Origin of the sequence: Streptomyces sp. NPDC102270 (genome assembly GCF_044766405.1) — a bacterium.
In the GTDB taxonomy this organism is placed as follows: Bacteria; Actinomycetota; Actinomycetes; order Streptomycetales; family Streptomycetaceae; genus Streptomyces.
Genome location: NZ_JBIWLX010000006.1, coordinates 81110 through 95810, shown reverse-complemented (window position 1 = coordinate 95810; position 14701 = coordinate 81110). Strand labels below are relative to the sequence as shown.

The 14701-nt window shown below is 71.1% G+C and carries 19 protein-coding genes; 1 reads left to right on the top strand and 18 read right to left on the bottom strand.

Going from position 1 to position 14701, the window contains the following annotated elements:
• Window positions 1-56: 56 nt before the first annotated feature.
• The 10 genes from ACIRP7_RS13115 to hisI form a co-directional block, all read right to left on the bottom strand.
• A complete protein-coding gene (locus tag ACIRP7_RS13115) occupies window positions 57-833 on the bottom strand; it encodes a DsbA family protein (RefSeq protein ID WP_403657382.1) in 777 nt (258 codons plus the stop codon).
• A 104-nt stretch (window positions 834-937) separates the two neighbouring features.
• Window positions 938-1762, bottom strand: coding sequence for a tryptophan synthase subunit alpha (gene trpA, locus ACIRP7_RS13110; protein WP_403657379.1), 825 nt, complete (start codon window positions 1760-1762; stop codon window positions 938-940).
• Window positions 1759-3045, bottom strand: coding sequence for a tryptophan synthase subunit beta (trpB, locus tag ACIRP7_RS13105; protein ID WP_403657376.1), 1287 nt, complete (start codon window positions 3043-3045; stop codon window positions 1759-1761). Before trpB ends, trpA begins: the two co-directional genes overlap by 4 nt.
• A gap of 54 nt (window positions 3046-3099) precedes the next feature.
• Window positions 3100-3297 carry a tryptophan biosynthesis modulator TrpM gene (gene trpM / locus ACIRP7_RS13100; protein WP_403658408.1) on the bottom strand — a complete coding sequence of 66 codons (198 nt, stop codon included), beginning with the start codon at window positions 3295-3297 and terminating at the stop codon, window positions 3100-3102.
• Between the two features lie 43 nt (window positions 3298-3340).
• Entirely contained in the window at window positions 3341-4150 is an 810-nt protein-coding gene (gene trpC, locus ACIRP7_RS13095) for an indole-3-glycerol phosphate synthase TrpC (RefSeq protein WP_403657373.1), read from the bottom strand.
• A gap of 138 nt (window positions 4151-4288) precedes the next feature.
• Complete coding sequence (locus ACIRP7_RS13090) at window positions 4289-4717, bottom strand: DUF2752 domain-containing protein (RefSeq protein WP_403657370.1); 429 nt, start codon at window positions 4715-4717, stop codon at window positions 4289-4291.
• Between the two features lie 83 nt (window positions 4718-4800).
• Complete coding sequence (locus ACIRP7_RS13085) at window positions 4801-5058, bottom strand: HGxxPAAW family protein (protein ID WP_352382810.1); 258 nt, start codon at window positions 5056-5058, stop codon at window positions 4801-4803.
• A gap of 106 nt (window positions 5059-5164) precedes the next feature.
• Window positions 5165-5806: a TIGR02234 family membrane protein gene (locus ACIRP7_RS13080; RefSeq protein WP_352382811.1), complete on the bottom strand. Its 642-nt coding sequence runs from the start codon at window positions 5804-5806 to the stop codon at window positions 5165-5167.
• Window positions 5807-5877: 71 nt separating this feature from the next.
• The gene (locus tag ACIRP7_RS13075; protein WP_403657366.1) at window positions 5878-7356 is read right to left on the bottom strand and encodes an anthranilate synthase component I; all 1479 of its coding nucleotides are present in this window, start codon (window positions 7354-7356) and stop codon (window positions 5878-5880) included.
• A gap of 11 nt (window positions 7357-7367) precedes the next feature.
• On the bottom strand, window positions 7368-7763 hold the full coding sequence (gene hisI, locus ACIRP7_RS13070) for a phosphoribosyl-AMP cyclohydrolase (RefSeq protein ID WP_403657363.1): 396 nt from the start codon (window positions 7761-7763) through the stop codon (window positions 7368-7370).
• 82 nt (window positions 7764-7845) lie between these two features.
• Between hisI and ACIRP7_RS13065 the strand changes: the two genes are divergently transcribed.
• The gene (locus ACIRP7_RS13065) at window positions 7846-8481 is read left to right on the top strand and encodes a TIGR03085 family metal-binding protein (protein WP_352382817.1); all 636 of its coding nucleotides are present in this window, start codon (window positions 7846-7848) and stop codon (window positions 8479-8481) included.
• 376 nt (window positions 8482-8857) lie between these two features.
• On the opposite strand, the gene hisF is transcribed toward ACIRP7_RS13065, so the two are convergent.
• From hisF to hisD, 8 genes are read right to left on the bottom strand one after another with little or no spacing between them, the layout of a single operon-like run.
• Complete coding sequence (gene hisF / locus ACIRP7_RS13060) at window positions 8858-9613, bottom strand: imidazole glycerol phosphate synthase subunit HisF (protein ID WP_403657361.1); 756 nt, start codon at window positions 9611-9613, stop codon at window positions 8858-8860.
• On the bottom strand, window positions 9610-10008 hold the full coding sequence (locus tag ACIRP7_RS13055; RefSeq protein WP_007381379.1) for a RidA family protein: 399 nt from the start codon (window positions 10006-10008) through the stop codon (window positions 9610-9612). The genes hisF and ACIRP7_RS13055 overlap by 4 nt, the downstream gene beginning before the upstream one ends.
• Window positions 10005-10733 (bottom strand): bifunctional 1-(5-phosphoribosyl)-5-((5-phosphoribosylamino)methylideneamino)imidazole-4-carboxamide isomerase/phosphoribosylanthranilate isomerase PriA, encoded by a 729-nt coding sequence (gene priA, locus ACIRP7_RS13050; protein WP_403657358.1) that lies wholly within the window; start codon window positions 10731-10733, stop codon window positions 10005-10007. The genes ACIRP7_RS13055 and priA overlap by 4 nt, the downstream gene beginning before the upstream one ends.
• Window positions 10733-11380 carry an imidazole glycerol phosphate synthase subunit HisH gene (gene hisH, locus ACIRP7_RS13045; protein ID WP_403657355.1) on the bottom strand — a complete coding sequence of 216 codons (648 nt, stop codon included), beginning with the start codon at window positions 11378-11380 and terminating at the stop codon, window positions 10733-10735. The genes priA and hisH overlap by 1 nt, the downstream gene beginning before the upstream one ends.
• Window positions 11377-11541: a hypothetical protein gene (locus ACIRP7_RS13040; protein WP_007381382.1), complete on the bottom strand. Its 165-nt coding sequence runs from the start codon at window positions 11539-11541 to the stop codon at window positions 11377-11379. Before ACIRP7_RS13040 ends, hisH begins: the two co-directional genes overlap by 4 nt.
• Complete coding sequence (gene hisB / locus ACIRP7_RS13035; protein WP_393599138.1) at window positions 11538-12140, bottom strand: imidazoleglycerol-phosphate dehydratase HisB; 603 nt, start codon at window positions 12138-12140, stop codon at window positions 11538-11540. The genes ACIRP7_RS13040 and hisB overlap by 4 nt, the downstream gene beginning before the upstream one ends.
• Entirely contained in the window at window positions 12137-13255 is a 1119-nt protein-coding gene (locus ACIRP7_RS13030) for a histidinol-phosphate transaminase (RefSeq protein WP_403657352.1), read from the bottom strand. Before ACIRP7_RS13030 ends, hisB begins: the two co-directional genes overlap by 4 nt.
• Window positions 13252-14577: a histidinol dehydrogenase gene (gene hisD / locus ACIRP7_RS13025; protein ID WP_403657349.1), complete on the bottom strand. Its 1326-nt coding sequence runs from the start codon at window positions 14575-14577 to the stop codon at window positions 13252-13254. Before hisD ends, ACIRP7_RS13030 begins: the two co-directional genes overlap by 4 nt.
• Between the last annotated feature and the right edge of the window lie 124 nt (window positions 14578-14701).

The following is a 14701-nucleotide window of genomic DNA, read 5'->3' as shown; positions in this document are numbered from 1 at the left end:
CCGGACCCACGGCAGGCGGTCCGGCAACGGGTCCATAACAGGCGGGCCTGAAATCCTTACCCCTTGGCCGCTTCCTGTACCTGCTGCTTCAGCTTCGCAGGCGTCATCGTCCGGTCCTGGTAGATGTTCTTGCCGTTCAGCAAAACCGTCGGCGTCCCGCTGAAGCCGCCTTTGCGGAAGGCCGCTGCGGATTTCTCGACCCAGCTGTTGTGCGTGCCCTTCTCCACGCACGCACGGAAGGCGGGGGTGTCGAGCCCGTCGGTCTTCTTCGCCAGGTCGAGGAGCTTGCTGTTCTCGGCGAAGGCGTCGTCGGTCTCCTCGGGCTGCATCTCGTAGAGCACGTCGTGGTAGCCGGGGAACTTCCCGGCGTCCTGGGCGCAGGCCGCGGCATTGGCCGCGTTGCGGGAGCCGGTGCCGCCCATGTTGCCGTCGATGATCGTCGCCAGGTGGTACTCGACCTTGAGCTGCCCGGATTCGGTGAGCTCGTGGACGACCGGGCGGTACGCCGTCTCGAAGGCCTTGCAGGCCGGGCAGCGGAAGTCCTCCCAGACGACGAGCGTCGACTTGGCGCCCTCCTTGCCGACCGGGATGGCGAGACTGTCCTGGCCCTCGGCGCCCGAGGGCGCCACGACCGGGCCCGCGGAGTCCTTGCCCTTGTCCTTGCCGGCGTTGGCCGCGACGACGCCGATCACCGCCGCGAGACCGAGGACGCACACCACACTCGCGCCCACGATCAGCATCCTGCGCCGCCTGTCCGCGGTCTTCTGCTTCGCGCGCTCCTCCGCCAGCCGCTCCCGGGCGGTGCGCTTACCCTCACGGTTCTTCTCGCTCACACCCGCAGAACGAACCGGGGAGGCGCACCGCGCCTCCCCGGCCCCAGGTCCACCCGTTCGAGTGACCGCGTTTCCCGTCACGCCGTGAAGGCGCACCGCCGGACCTACGCCTGTCGGCGCACGCCCTTCGCCAGCTCGCCGGCGAGCTCGCGGACGCCCTCGACGCCGGCCTTGTCGTCCGGCGCGTCCAGCATCCGCTTCACGAACGCCGAGCCGACGATCACGCCGTCGGCGAAGCCGGCCACTTCGGCGGCCTGTGCGGCGTTGGAGACGCCGAGCCCGACACAGACGGGCAGACCGGCCCCGGCATCGGAGGCCCGGGTGCGCTCAACCAGGTCCTGGGCCTGCGCCCCGACCGACTCACGCGTGCCCGTGACGCCCATCAGCGAGGCGGCGTACACGAATCCGCTGCCGGCCGCGGTGATCTCGGCGAGCCGCGCGTCCTTGCTGCTGGGCGCGACCACGAAGACCGTGGCGAGCCCGTGCTTGTGCGCGTGCTCCCTCCACAGCGCCGACTCCTGCACCGGCAGGTCGGGCAGGATGCAGCCCGCGCCGCCCGCCTCGGCGAGCTCGGCGGTGAAGCGCTCGACGCCGTAGCGGTCGATGGGGTTCCAGTACGTCATCACGAGCACCGGCTTCCCGGTGGCCTCGTAGGTCTCCTTGACCGTCCGCATGACGTCCGCGATCTTGACGCCGCCGCGCAGGGCGATGTCGTCGGCGGTCTGGATGACGGGGCCGTCGAGGACGGGGTCACTGTGCGGCAGACCCACCTCGACGACATCGGCACCGCCGTCGAAGGCGGCCTTGATCGCCTCGATGCCGCCGTCCACGGTCGGGAACCCGGCCGGGAGGTAGGCGATGAGCGCGGCACGGCCCTCGGCCTTGGCGCCGGCGAGGGTGTCCGACAGCAGCTGAATGTTCCCGCTCACTTCGCGTCCCCCTCGATCTCGGCGCCGGTACCGGCCTCGTCCGCCGCGACGGCGGCGTCGGTGTCGTACAGGCCGAAGTAGCGTGCGGCCGTGTCCATGTCCTTGTCGCCGCGGCCGGACAGGTTGACGACGATCAGCCCGTCCTTGCCGAGCTCCCTGCCGACCTCCAGGGCGCCGGCCAGCGCGTGGGCGCTCTCGATGGCCGGGATGATGCCCTCGGTGCGCGACAGCAGGCGCAGGGCCTGCATGGCCGCGTCGTCGGTGACCGCGCGGTACTCGCCGCGGCCGGAGTCCTTGAGGTAGGAGTGCTCGGGGCCGATGCCCGGGTAGTCCAGGCCGGCCGAGATGGAGTACGGCTCGGTGATCTGGCCCTCCTCGTCCTGGAGGACGTAGGAGCGGGAGCCGTGCAGGATGCCGGGCTCGCCCGCGGTGAGGGTGGCCGCGTGCTCGCCGGTCTCCACACCGTGCCCGGCGGGTTCGCAGCCGATGAGGCGTACGCCGGTGTCCGGGATGAAGGCGTGGAACAGGCCGATGGCGTTCGAACCGCCGCCGACGCAGGCGATGGCCGCGTCGGGCAGCCGGCCGGCCCGCTCCAGGAGCTGGCGGCGGGCCTCGACGCCGATGACCCGGTGGAAGTCGCGGACCATGGCCGGGAAGGGGTGCGGTCCCGCTACCGTGCCGAAGAGGTAGTGCGTGCGGTCGACGTTGGCGACCCAGTCGCGGAAGGCCTCGTTGATGGCGTCCTTCAGCGTGCGGCTGCCGGACTTCACGGCGATGACCTCGGCGCCGAGCATCCGCATCCGGGCCACGTTGAGTGCCTGGCGCTGGGTGTCGATCTCGCCCATGTAGATGGTGCACTCAAGACCGAAGAGCGCGCAGGCGGTGGCGGTGGCGACGCCGTGCTGGCCGGCGCCCGTCTCCGCGATCACCCGGGTCTTGCCCATGCGCTTGGTGAGCAGGGCCTGACCGAGGACGTTGTTGATCTTGTGGGAGCCGGTGTGGTTGAGGTCTTCCCGCTTCAGGAAGATCGTGGCGCCACCCGCTTCGGCGGCGAAACGGGGGACCTCGGTGAGTGAACTGGGACGGCCGGTGTAGTGGACCAGCAGGTCGTCGAGCTCACGGGCGAACTCGGGGTCGTGCTTGGCCTTGTCGTACTCGACGGCGACCTCGTCCACGGCGGCGACGAGGGCCTCCGGGATGAACTTGCCGCCGAACGCGCCGAAGTAGCCTTCGGCACTGGGGATTTGACCCTCGGGGTCGGGAATGAAGAACTCGCTGGGCATGACTGAACCTCACGGTGAGTTTGTGTTGGGCACCAATCGCCGTGGGGGCAGGGATTATCCGTTGGCTGCGGGACCTTTGTGGCTGGTCGCGCAGTTCCCCGCGCCCCTGACGGGGCGCTGCCATCGCATGCCGTTCACCTGGCCGGGTTCGTCACCGATCACATACCGGACCCGACGGCCGTGCACCCTGCGTGCGGGCGCGCGGCAACCACGGGGGCGGCAGCCGCGCGCGAGGCGGGCGTACCTGTCCATGGCTGTCGTCGTGAGGGTCATCGGGGCCGATCCTATCGGGTGATCAGCCGCGGCCGTGTCGCAGTGCCGGGTGTTCGCCCGCCGCGACCAGGTCGGAGACCGCCGTCTTCGGGTCCTTGCCCGTCACCAGGGACTCGCCCACCAGGACCGCGTCGGCGCCGGCGTTGGCGTAGGCGATCAGGTCGTGCGGGCCGCGGACGCCGGACTCGGCGACCTTGACCAGGTGGGCGGGGATCTCGGGGGCGATGCGCTCGAACGTGCCGCGGTCGACCTCGAGGGTCTTGAGGTTGCGCGCGTTGACGCCGATGATCTTCGCTCCGGCGTCCACCGCGCGCTCGACCTCGTCCTCGTCGTGGACCTCGACGAGCGGGGTGAGGCCGATGGACTCGGCGCGCTCGATCAGGGACTCCAGGGCGGGCTGCTCCAGGGCCGCGACGATGAGCAGCGCGAGGTCGGCGCCGTAGGCCCGGGCCTCCCACAGCTGGTACGACGTGACGATGAAGTCCTTGCGCAGGATCGGGATGTCCACCCGCGCGCGGACGGCCTCCAGGTCGGCCAGCGAGCCGCCGAAGCGACGCTGTTCGGTGAGGACGGAGATGACGGCGGCACCGCCCGCCTCGTAGTCGGCGGCGAGGCCCGCCGGGTCGGCGATCGCGGCCAGCGCGCCCTTGGATGGGCTGGAGCGCTTGACCTCGCAGATGACCTTGACGCCGTCGCCGCGCAGTGCGGCCACGCCGTCCTTGGCCGCGGGAGCCTTCGCCGCGCGCTCCTTGAGCTCGTCGAGGCTGACGCGCGCCTGCCGTTCCGCGAGGTCGGCACGGACTCCGTCGATGATCTCGTCGAGCACACTCACGCGAGCGGCCCCCTTCCAGACGGTTGACAGTTCCAGCGACCGATGAAAACAGGTGGTCACTGCGATGGTATCCGCAGGAGGGCGTAGCCCTCGCATCCGGTTGACGCCGGTCCCACTACCTGGACGTTCATCAGTTGATCAAGGATGAAGCCAGCCACCGAACGGCAGGTTCCGGACAACCGTGAAGACCAGCAGCAATGTCCCCGCCGTCCACAGGTGCACCGGCCCGAGACCGAGCTTCAGCGGCCGACCGCGCGCGGTGCGGACCACCCAGACGGTCCACAGCACGGCGAAGGCCAGATAGCCCAGCACAGCCGGCGCGTTGTCCTGGAGCGCGGCCAGGAAGTCGCCGTGGACGAACGCGTGCGCGCTGCGCAGTCCGCCGCAGCCGGGGCAGTACAGGCCGGTGATCCGGTAGAGCGGACAGACGGGGTAGTGCCCGGGCTGGTTGGGGTCCACGGTCCCCACGTACGCGAAGGCCCCGGCGACGGCCGCGAGGACTCCGGCCGGGACGGCGAGCCCGGTGAGCCGGGGGGCGCGCTGGGTGTCGGCGTTCACGCCTCGCATTGTGCCCTGCGGGGTCCCACGCACGCGTGAGGGGCGGCCCCGGCGCTCTCGCCGGGCCGCCCCTCCACGAAGTTCTGCGCGCGTCAGCTCTTGGCCTCGGCCGTCTCGACCTCAGGCTGCTGCGAGGTGGCGAGCGGCTTGTGGGCGTCCTTGGGCATGCCCATCCCCATCGCGCTCATGATCCAGCCGACGACACCGCCGACGACCACGATCGCCATACCGGCCCAGAAGCCCGCCGGCTGGGCCATCACCATGAAGGCGCCCGCGACGCAGAAACCGATGAAGGCGATAGTGACACCGGTCCAGGCGGCCGGGGTGTGACCGTGGCTGCTGCCCGCCATTGCTTGCTCCTAGGTGCTGAAGTACGTGTCTGAGCCGGACGCTCGAAGTCATTGTCCCGCACGCGAGGTGACGAAGTGATCCGGGGTCGCGCTTCACGGGCGACCGCTACGCCCCCGTCGGGTCTTCTCCTCGGTCGAGCGCCTTCCAGATGTCCTCGGGTCGGTCGGGATCCACCACAGCGGCCTTACGGCGGACCCGGGGCGCCCCGTCCCGCTCGTAGCGCCCGGACATCGCGGGCCACAGCCGCCCGTACCGCAGGGCGAGCAGCCCGGCGAGAAGGATCAGCGCGCCCCCGACCACGGCGACGTACGGCCAGGGGGTGTGCGAGAGGGAGGCGACCGTCGCCGAGGTGTCGCCGGAGGCCTGGGCGGCCTGCTCGTCCAGCGCGGACGAATCGCTCGCCCCGACCAGCGCGGCGGCGACGATTCCCGCGCCGGAGAGCGCGAGCAGCGCGGCGACCAGGAAGCGCCCGGCCTTGCGCACGGCGAAGACGGCGACGAGCGCGGCGAGGCCCACTATGGCCAGGGCGGCGGGGACGCCGGTGACGTCACTGCCCTTGGCGGTCAGGGGAAAGGCGCCGCCTGCCACGGTCGCGGTGCCCTCGGACCACCTCTGGCGGGTGGCCAGCAACGCCACGGCGGCGCCGAGCGCGCCGCACAGCAGGGCGACGGCGAGACTCAGACGTCCGGCCCTGGCGGGTCCGGCGGCTTCGGAACGGGGGTGCGGTACAGCAGTCACGTACCCCACTATCACCCGAACCCCGGGCGAACGGTGACCCGGGGTTCCGTGAGAAGCGCCCCATTCCTCGGTGAAGGCCCTTACTTGCCGAGCCGGTTCGCCGTGTGGACCGCCCGCAGGACCGCCGCCGCCTTGTTGCGGCACTCCGTGTCCTCGGCGACCGGATCGGAGTCGGCGACGACGCCGGCGCCTGCCTGGACGTAGGCCGTGCCGTCGCGGAGGAGGGCCGTGCGGATGGCGATCGCGGTGTCGGAGTCGCCCGCGAAGTCGAGGTAGCCGACGCAGCCGCCGTACAACCCGCGCCGGGACGGCTCCAGTTCGTCGATGATCTGCATCGCGCGGGGCTTGGGGGCGCCGGAGAGGGTGCCCGCGGGAAAGCAGGCGGTCAGGACGTCGAAGGCGGTACGGCCCTGCGCGACCTTGCCGGTGACGGTCGACACGATGTGCATCACGTGGGAGTACCGCTCGACGGACATGAAGTCGACGACCTCGACGGAGCCGGGCTCGCAGACGCGCCCCAGGTCGTTGCGGCCGAGGTCCACCAGCATCAGGTGTTCGGCGCGCTCCTTCGGGTCGGCGAGCAGTTCGTCGGCGAGGGCCTGGTCCTCCTGCGGGGTCGCCCCGCGCCACCGGGTGCCGGCGATGGGGTGGACCATGGCGTGCCCGTCCTCGACCTTGACGAGGGCCTCCGGGGACGAGCCCACGACGTCGAAGCCGTCGAAGCGGAACAGGTACATGTACGGGGAGGGGTTGGTGGCCCTCAGGACCCGGTAGACGTCCAACGCGCTTGCCGTGCACGGCGTCTCGAAGCGCTGGGAGGGGACGACCTGGAAGGCCTCCCCGGCCCGGATGCGCTCCTTGATGTCCTCGACGGCCTCCTGGAAGTCGGGGCCGCCCCAGAGCGCGGTGTACTCGGGCAGCTCGGAGGGCGGGAGGACCGCCGGGGGCTGGGCCACCGCGCGGGACAGATCCGCTTCCATGGCGTCCAGGCGGGCCACCGCGTCCGCGTGGGCCTCGTCGACGCCGGTGTCGAGGTCGTTGTGGTTGATCGCGTTGGCGATCAGCAGGACCGAGCCCTCCCAGTGGTCCATGACGGCGAGGTCGCTGGTCAGGAGCATGGTCAGCTCGGGGAGCTTCAGGTCGTCGCGCTCGCCGGGGCCGATCTTCTCCAGGCGGCGGACGATGTCGTAGCCGAGGTAGCCGACCATGCCGCCGGTGAAGGGCGGCAGGCCCTCCTGGTGCGGCGTGTGCAGGGTCTCGACGGTGGCGCGCAGGGCGGCGAGCGGGTCGCCGTCGACGGGGACGCCGACCGGTGCGGTGCCGAGCCAGTGCGCCTGGCCGTCACGTGCCGTCAGGGTCGCGGACGAGCGCACGCCCACGAAGGAGTAGCGGGACCAGGAGCGGCCGTTCTCCGCGGACTCCAGCAGGAAGGTGCCGGGGCGCTCGGCGGCGAGCTTGCGGTAGAGGGCGACCGGGGTGTCGCCGTCGGCCAGGAGCTTGCGCGTGACGGGGATGACACGGCGGTCGGTGGCCAGCTTGCGGAAGGTCTCGAGGTCCATGGCGGCTGACCTTACTGATCCGAGGCGGCGGCACCGGAATCAGCGCCGTCCTTGAGGAGCACGTCCGCGTCGAAGCAGGTCCGCGCGCCGGTGTGGCAGGCGGCGCCGACCTGGTCCACCTTGACCAGCACGGTGTCGGCGTCGCAGTCCAGGGCGACGGACTTGACCCACTGGAAGTGGCCGGAGGTGTCGCCCTTGACCCAGTACTCCCGGCGGCTGCGCGACCAGTAGGTGCAGCGGCCGGTGGTCAGCGTGCGGTGCAGGGCCTCGTCGTCCATCCAGCCGAGCATGAGCACCTCACCGGTGTCGTACTGCTGGGCGATGGCGGGGAGGAGCCCGTCGGCGCTGCGCTTGAGACGCGCGGCGATCTCCGGGTCGAGGCTGCTGGGCTGGGGCGTGCTGGTCATGTGGCCATTGTGCCGCGCGCCACTGACAAGCCCGGCGCGGTGTCCACTGTGCGGACCCGGGCGGCGGTCGTAGGCTGACTGCATGTCGACTTTCGCCAAGCGTGAACGACTTCTGCTCGCCGATCTGTTGGAGGCCGAGGGCCCGGAGGCCCCCACCCTCTGCGACGGCTGGCTCACCCGCGACCTCGCCGCCCACGTGGTGGTGCGCGAGCGCCGGCCCGACGCCGCCGGCGGTCTGCTGATCAAGCAGCTCGCGTCCCGCCTGGACCGGGTGATGACCGAGTTCTCCGAGAAGCCCTACGAGGAACTGATCCAGCTCATCCGCACCGGCCCGCCGCGCTTCTCGCCGTTCCAGCTCAAGCAGGTCGAGGAGCTGTCGAACACGGTGGAGTTCTACGTCCACACCGAGGACGTGCGCCGGGCCCGCCCCGACTGGACGCCGCGCGAGCTGGACTCCGTCTTCCAGGACGCCCTGTGGTCCCGTCTGGAGCGCACTGCCCGGCTGATGGGGCGCAGCGCCCCCACCGGCCTGGTGCTGCGCCGACCGGACGGCCAGACGGCGGTCGCGCACCGGGGCACACCGGTCGTGACGGTGACCGGCGAGCCGTCGGAGCTCCTGCTGTTCCTGTACGGCCGGCAGAGCGCGGCCAAGGTGGAGCTGGACGGCGACAAGGAGGCGATCGCCAAGCTGCACGAGGCGAAGGAGCTCGGGATCTGACGGACCCGGTGGTCACACGGCCCAGGCGGACGAGATCGGCCTGGGCCTACGGCGCGCGCCGCGCAGGGCGCCACTGAGCCCGGCGAGCAGTCCGGCCAGCGGGCGACCCCGACGTCTCCGGACGGGCCGTTCGTGGCGGTGGCGGCGGTACACGTCGGCGCGCTGCTCGTGGCAGAGCCGGGTGGCCGCCAGACGCGCGGCCGCCCACGCGCGTCCCGGAAGTCCCCGTCGCGGATGCTCACCCCCTGCGACGAGGGCTGCTCGGCCGGCTGACCCCGGCCCGCTCAAGGCCCTCCCCCTACGGATGCAGCTCTACCGGGGGGGTGCGCATGGCGCCGGGGTTTGTGGCTGGCGGGGTTGCGCCGGGGCCGGCGGTTCAGCGGACCGGGTGCCCCGCACCCCGCAGCGTCTCCTTCACCTCGCCGATCCGCAGATCGCCGAAGTGGAACACCGAGGCAGCCAGCACCGCGTCCGCGCCCGCCGCGACGGCCAGCGGGAAGTGGTCGAGCTTCCCCGCGCCGCCGGAGGCGATCAGCGGGACGGCCACGTGCTTGCGGACGGCCTCGATCATCTCCAGGTCGTAGCCGTCCTTGGTGCCGTCCGCGTCCATCGAGTTGAGCAGGATCTCACCGGCGCCCAGCTCGGCGGCCCGGTGCGCCCACTCGACGGCGTCGATGCCGGTACCGCGACGGCCCCCGTGGGTGGTGACCTCGAAGGTGCCCGCCAAAGTGCGCCGCGCGTCCACCGACAGCACCAGCACCTGCCGGCCGAACCGCTCGGCGATCTCGCGGATCAGGTCGGGACGGGCGATGGCCGCGGTGTTCACGCCCACCTTGTCCGCCCCGGCCCGCAGCAGCTTGTCCACGTCCTCGGCCGTGCGGACACCGCCGCCGACCGTCAGCGGGATGAAGACCTGTTCGGCGGTGCGGCGCACCACGTCGTAGGTCGTCTCGCGGTTGCCGGAGGAGGCGGTGATGTCCAGGAACGTCAGCTCGTCGGCGCCCTCGGCGTCGTACACCTTGGCCATCTCGACGGGGTCGCCCGCGTCGCGCAGGTTCTGGAAGTTGACGCCCTTGACGACCCGGCCGTTGTCCACGTCCAGGCAGGGGATGACTCGTACGGCGAGGGTCATGCTGCGGTGTCTCCTCGGAACGCCTCCACCTCGACCTCGACGACCAGACTGGGGTCCACGAAGCCGGAGACGATGATCATGGATGCGGCGGGCCGGACGGCGTCGAAGAGCTCCTTGTGAGCGCGTCCGACCTCCTCGACGTCCCGGGCGTGGGTGATGTACAGGCGCGTGCGCACCACATCGTCCCGGCCGAGCCCCAGCTCCTTCAGCGCCGCGAACGCGACGTTGAAGGAGTTGACCGTCTGCTCGTACGGGTCGCCCGCGACGATCTCACCGTCCACCACCGAGGTGCAGCCGGAGACCAGCACCAGGCCGTTGGGCAGCTCCACCGCCCGGGAGTACCCGAAGGTGTCCTCCCAGGGCGCACCGGTCGTGACGCGTCGCAGATCGCTCACTGAGCCACCGCCTCCAAAGCCTCTTCCAGGGTGAACGCCTTCGCGTACAGCGCCTTCCCGACGATGGAGCCCTCGACACCGAGGGGAACCAGCTCGGCGATGGCCCGCAGGTCGTCCAGGGAGGACACCCCGCCCGAGGCCACCACCGGGCGGTCCGTCGCCGCGCACACATTGCGCAGCAGCTCCAGGTTCGGGCCCTGGAGCGTGCCGTCCTTGGCGATGTCGGTGACGACGTACCGGGCGCAGCCCTCCTTGTCGAGCCGCTCCAGCGCCTCGTACAGGTCCCCGCCCTCGCTGGTCCAGCCGCGGCCCTTGAGGGTCGTGCCGCGCACGTCCAGGCCCACCGCGATCCTGTCGCCGTGCTCGGCGATGACCTTGGCGACCCACTCCGGGCTCTCCAGGGCGGCGGTGCCGAGATTGACCCGGGTGCAGCCGGTGGCGAGGGCGGCGGCCAGCGAGGCGTCGTCGCGGATGCCGCCGGACAGCTCCACCTTGATGTCCATCGCCTCGGTGACCTGCCGGACCAGCTCCCGGTTGTCGCCGGTGCCGAACGCCGCGTCCAGGTCGACCAGGTGCAGCCACCCGGCGCCCGCCCGCTGCCAGGACAGGGCGGCCTCCAGGGGGGAGCCGTACGAGGTCTCGGTCCCGGACTCGCCGTGCACGAGGCGGACGGCCTGGCCGTCGCGGACGTCCACGGCGGGGAGGAGTTCGAGCTTGGTGGGCATCAGAGGGTTCCGATCCAGTTGTTCAGCAGCTGCGCACCGGCGTCGCCGGACTTCTCGGGGTGGAACTGGGTGGCCCACAGGGCGCCGTTCTCCACGGCGGCCACGAAGGGCTCACCGTGGGTCGACCAGGTGACCTTGGGCGCGGTCATCGCCTTGTTGTGCGTCTCCAGCGACCAGTCCTGGACGGCGTAGGAGTGCACGAAGTAGAAGCGGGCGTCGGCGTCCAGGCCGGCGAACAGCCGGGAGCCGGCCGGCGCGTCGACGGTGTTCCAGCCCATGTGGGGCACGATGTCGGCCTTGAGCGGCTCGACCGAGCCGGGCCACTCGTCGAGGCCCTCGGACTCCACGCCGTGCTCGATGCCGCGCGCGAAGAGGATCTGCATGCCGACGCAGATGCCCATGACCGGGCGCCCGCCGGACAGCCGGCGGTCGATGATCCAGTCGCCGCGGGCCTCGCGCAGGCCCTTCATGCAGGCGGCGAAGGCGCCCACGCCGGGCACCAGCAGGCCGTCGGCGTTCATGGCCTTGTCGTAGTCGCGTGTTATCTCGACCTCGGCGCCCGCGCGCGCGAGGGCGCGCTCGGCGGACCTCACATTGCCGAAGCCGTAGTCGAAGACGACGACCTTCTTCGCAGACGGAGCACTCAATTCCACACCTCCAGCCTCATGACACCGGCGACGAGACACATCCCCGCGGCGATGGACAGCAGCACGATCAGGCCCTTGGGCATCTGCTGCTTGACGAAGGAGTAGATGCCGCCGGCCAGGAAGAGGCCGACGACGATCAGGAGGGTCGAGAGGCCGGTCACAGCGCGCCCTTCGTGGAGGGGAGGATGCCCGCCGCGCGCGGGTCACGCTCGGAGGCGTAGCGCAGGGCCCGGGCCAGCGCCTTGAACTGGCACTCCACGATGTGGTGGGCGTTGCGCCCGTAGGGCACGTGCACGTGCAGGGCGATCTGCGCCTGGGCCACGAAGGACTCCAGGATGTGCCGGGTCATGGTGGTGTCGTACTCGCCGATCATCGGCGCCATGTTCTCGGGCTCGGTGTGCACGAGGTAGGGACGGCCACTGAGATCCACCGTGACCTGGGCCAGGGACTCGTCCAGGGGGACCGTGCAGTTGCCGAAGCGGTAGATGCCCACCTTGTCGCCGAGCGCCTGCTTGAAGGCGGCGCCGAGCGCGAGGGCGGTGTCCTCGATGGTGTGGTGCGAGTCGATGTGCAGGTCGCCCTCGGTCTTGACCGTGAGGTCGAACAGACCGTGCCGGCCGAGCTGGTCGAGCATGTGGTCGTAGAAGCCGACGCCCGTCGACACCTCGACCTTGCCGGACCCGTCGAGATCGATCTCGACCAGGACCGAGGTCTCCTTGGTCACTCGTTCGACCCTGCCAACGCGCCCATCGCGAGTCATGCGCTCTGCTCCTTCTTCAGTTCACGTACCGCGTCGAGGAACGCGTCGTTCTCGTCGGGGGTTCCGGCGGACACCCGCAGCCACCCCGGAATGCCGTTGTCCCGGACCAGGACACCCTGGTCGAGGATCTTCTGCCAGGCCGCGTGCGAGCCCCCCGGGCCGTCGAAGAGCCCGAACTGCACGAAGTTCGCGTCCGACTCCACGACCTGGAAGCCGATCGTGCGCAGCTCGCTCACCAGCCGGTCCCGCTCGGCCTTCAGCTGCTCGACGTACTTGAGCAGCGTGTCGGTGTGCTCCAGGGCGGCCAGCGCGGTCGCCTGCGTGACGGCCGACAGGTGGTAGGGCAGCCGCACGAGCTGGACGGCGTCCACGACCGCCGGATGCGCGGCGAGGTAGCCGAGGCGCAGGCCCGCCGCCCCGAACGCCTTGGACATCGTCCGCGAGACGACGAGCTGAGGCCGCCCCTCGATGAGCGGCAGCAGCGAGTGGCCGTGGCTGAACTCGATGTACGCCTCGTCGACCACGACCATGGACGGCTTCGCCGCCTGCGCGGCCTCGTACAGCGCGAGGACCGTCTCGGGCGGGACCGCGTTGCCGGTGGGGTTGTTGGGGGTGGTGATGAAGACGACGTCCGGCTTCCGCTCGGCGATCGCCTGCACGGCCGCCTCGACGTCGATGGTGAAGTCCTCGTTGCGGGGACCCGAGATCCAGCCCGTGCCGGTGCCCCGCGCGATCAGGCCGTGCATCGAGTACGACGGCTCGAAGCCGATCGCGGTACGGCCCGGTCCTCCGAAGGTCTGCAGCAGCTGCTGGATGACCTCGTTGGAGCCGTTCGCCGCCCAGACGTTGGCGAGGCCGACCTCGTGGTCCGAGGTGTCGGTCAGGTACTTGGCGAGCTGAGTGCGCAGCTCGACCGCGTCCCGGTCCGGGTAGCGGTTGAGGTCGCGGGCGGCCTCGCGGACGCGCTCGGCGATGCGCTCGACCAGCTCATCGGGGAGCGGGTAGGGGTTCTCGTTGGTGTTCAGCCGTACGGGGACGTCCAACTGGGGCGCCCCGTAGGGGGACTTGCCGCGCAGCTCGTCCCGTACGGGGAGATCGTCGATTCCGAAGTTCACTTGCCCGCCGGTACCTTCCACCCGAACCTCGCCTTGATCGCCGCGCCGTGCGCGGGCAGATCCTCCGCCTCCGCCAGCGTCACCACATGGTGCGCGACCTCGGCCAGTGCTTCCTTCGTGTAGTCGACGATGTGGATGCCCCTCAGGAAGGACTGCACGGACAGTCCGGAGGAGTGGCAGGCACACCCGCCGGTCGGGAGCACGTGGTTGGACCCGGCGGCGTAGTCACCGAGGGACACCGGCGCCCAGGGCCCGATGAAGACCGCGCCCGCGTTGCGGACCCGGTCGGCCACCGCGGCGGCGTCGGCCGTCTGGATCTCCAGGTGCTCGGCGCCGTACGCGTCGACGACCCTGAGGCCCTCGTCGATGCCGTCGACGAGGACGATCGCGGACTGACGGCCCTTCAGGGCGGGCACGATCCGGTCCTCGATGTGCCTGGTGGCCGCGACCTGCGGCTCCAGCTCCTTCTCGACGGCGTCCGCGAGTTCGACGGAGTCGGTGACCAGGACGGCCGCGGCCAGCGGGTCGTGCTCGGCCTGGCTGATCAGGTCCGACGCCACGTGCACGGGATCGGCGGAGGAGTCCGCGAGGACCGCGATCTCGGTCGGGCCCGCCTCGGCGTCGATGCCGATCCTGCCGGTGAAATAGCGCTTGGCGGCGGCGACCCAGATGTTGCCGGGGCCGGTGACCATGTTGGCGGGCGGGCAGGACTCGGTGCCGTACGCGAACATCGCGACGGCGGTCGCGCCACCGGCGGCGTAGACCTCGTCGACGCCGAGCAGGGCGCACGCGGCGAGGATCGTCGGGTGCGGGAGGCCACCGAACTCGGCCTGGGCCGGCGAGGCGAGGGCGATCGACTCGACGCCGGCCTCCTGCGCGGGCACCACGTTCATGATCACGGAGGACGGGTAGACCGACCGGCCACCCGGCGCGTACAGCCCGACCCGGTCGACCGGCACCCACTTCTCGGTGACGGAACCGCCGGGCACGACCTGGGTCGTGCGGTCCGTGCGCCGCTGTTCGCGGTGGACGATACGGGCGCGGCGGATGGACTCCTCGAGGGCCGCGCGGACCTCCGGGTCGAGCTCCTCCAACGCGCGCGCGAGGGCCTTCGCGGGCACCCGCACCTGCTCCAGCCGCACGCCGTCGAACTTCTCGGCGAAGTCGATCAGCGCCGCGTCGCCCCGATGATGCACGGCCTCGCAGATCGGACGCACCTTCTCCAGGGCGGCCGAGACGTCGAAGTCGGCTCGGGGCAGCAGGTCGCGCAGGGCGGGGCCCTCGGGGAGGGCGTCGCCGCGCAGATCGATTCGGGAGATCACTCGTCAATTCTCTCAGACCCGCATCAGGGCCCGTCCGCGCATTCCAATGGCTGATACGCAACCCCGAAGATCCCCTTCACGTCTAGCGTTCGAGGGGTTACTCAGCGGGCATGAACGGTTGTAC

Coding starts and splice junctions, on each gene's coding strand:
- trpB (WP_403657376.1), bottom strand. CDS start 3,045: ATGCCCAGCGAGTTCTTCATTCCCGACCCCGAGGGTCAAATCCCCAGT.
- trpM (WP_403658408.1), bottom strand. CDS start 3,297: ATGGACAGGTACGCCCGCCTCGCGCGCGGCTGCCGCCCCCGTGGTTGC.
- ACIRP7_RS13090 (WP_403657370.1), bottom strand. CDS start 4,717: ATGCGAGGCGTGAACGCCGACACCCAGCGCGCCCCCCGGCTCACCGGG.
- ACIRP7_RS13085 (WP_352382810.1), bottom strand. CDS start 5,058: ATGGCGGGCAGCAGCCACGGTCACACCCCGGCCGCCTGGACCGGTGTC.
- ACIRP7_RS13075 (WP_403657366.1), bottom strand. CDS start 7,356: ATGGACCTCGAGACCTTCCGCAAGCTGGCCACCGACCGCCGTGTCATC.
- hisI (WP_403657363.1), bottom strand. CDS start 7,763: ATGACCAGCACGCCCCAGCCCAGCAGCCTCGACCCGGAGATCGCCGCG.
- ACIRP7_RS13065 (WP_352382817.1), top strand. CDS start 7,846: ATGTCGACTTTCGCCAAGCGTGAACGACTTCTGCTCGCCGATCTGTTG.
- hisF (WP_403657361.1), bottom strand. CDS start 9,613: ATGACCCTCGCCGTACGAGTCATCCCCTGCCTGGACGTGGACAACGGC.
- priA (WP_403657358.1), bottom strand. CDS start 10,733: ATGCCCACCAAGCTCGAACTCCTCCCCGCCGTGGACGTCCGCGACGGC.
- hisB (WP_393599138.1), bottom strand. CDS start 12,140: ATGACTCGCGATGGGCGCGTTGGCAGGGTCGAACGAGTGACCAAGGAG.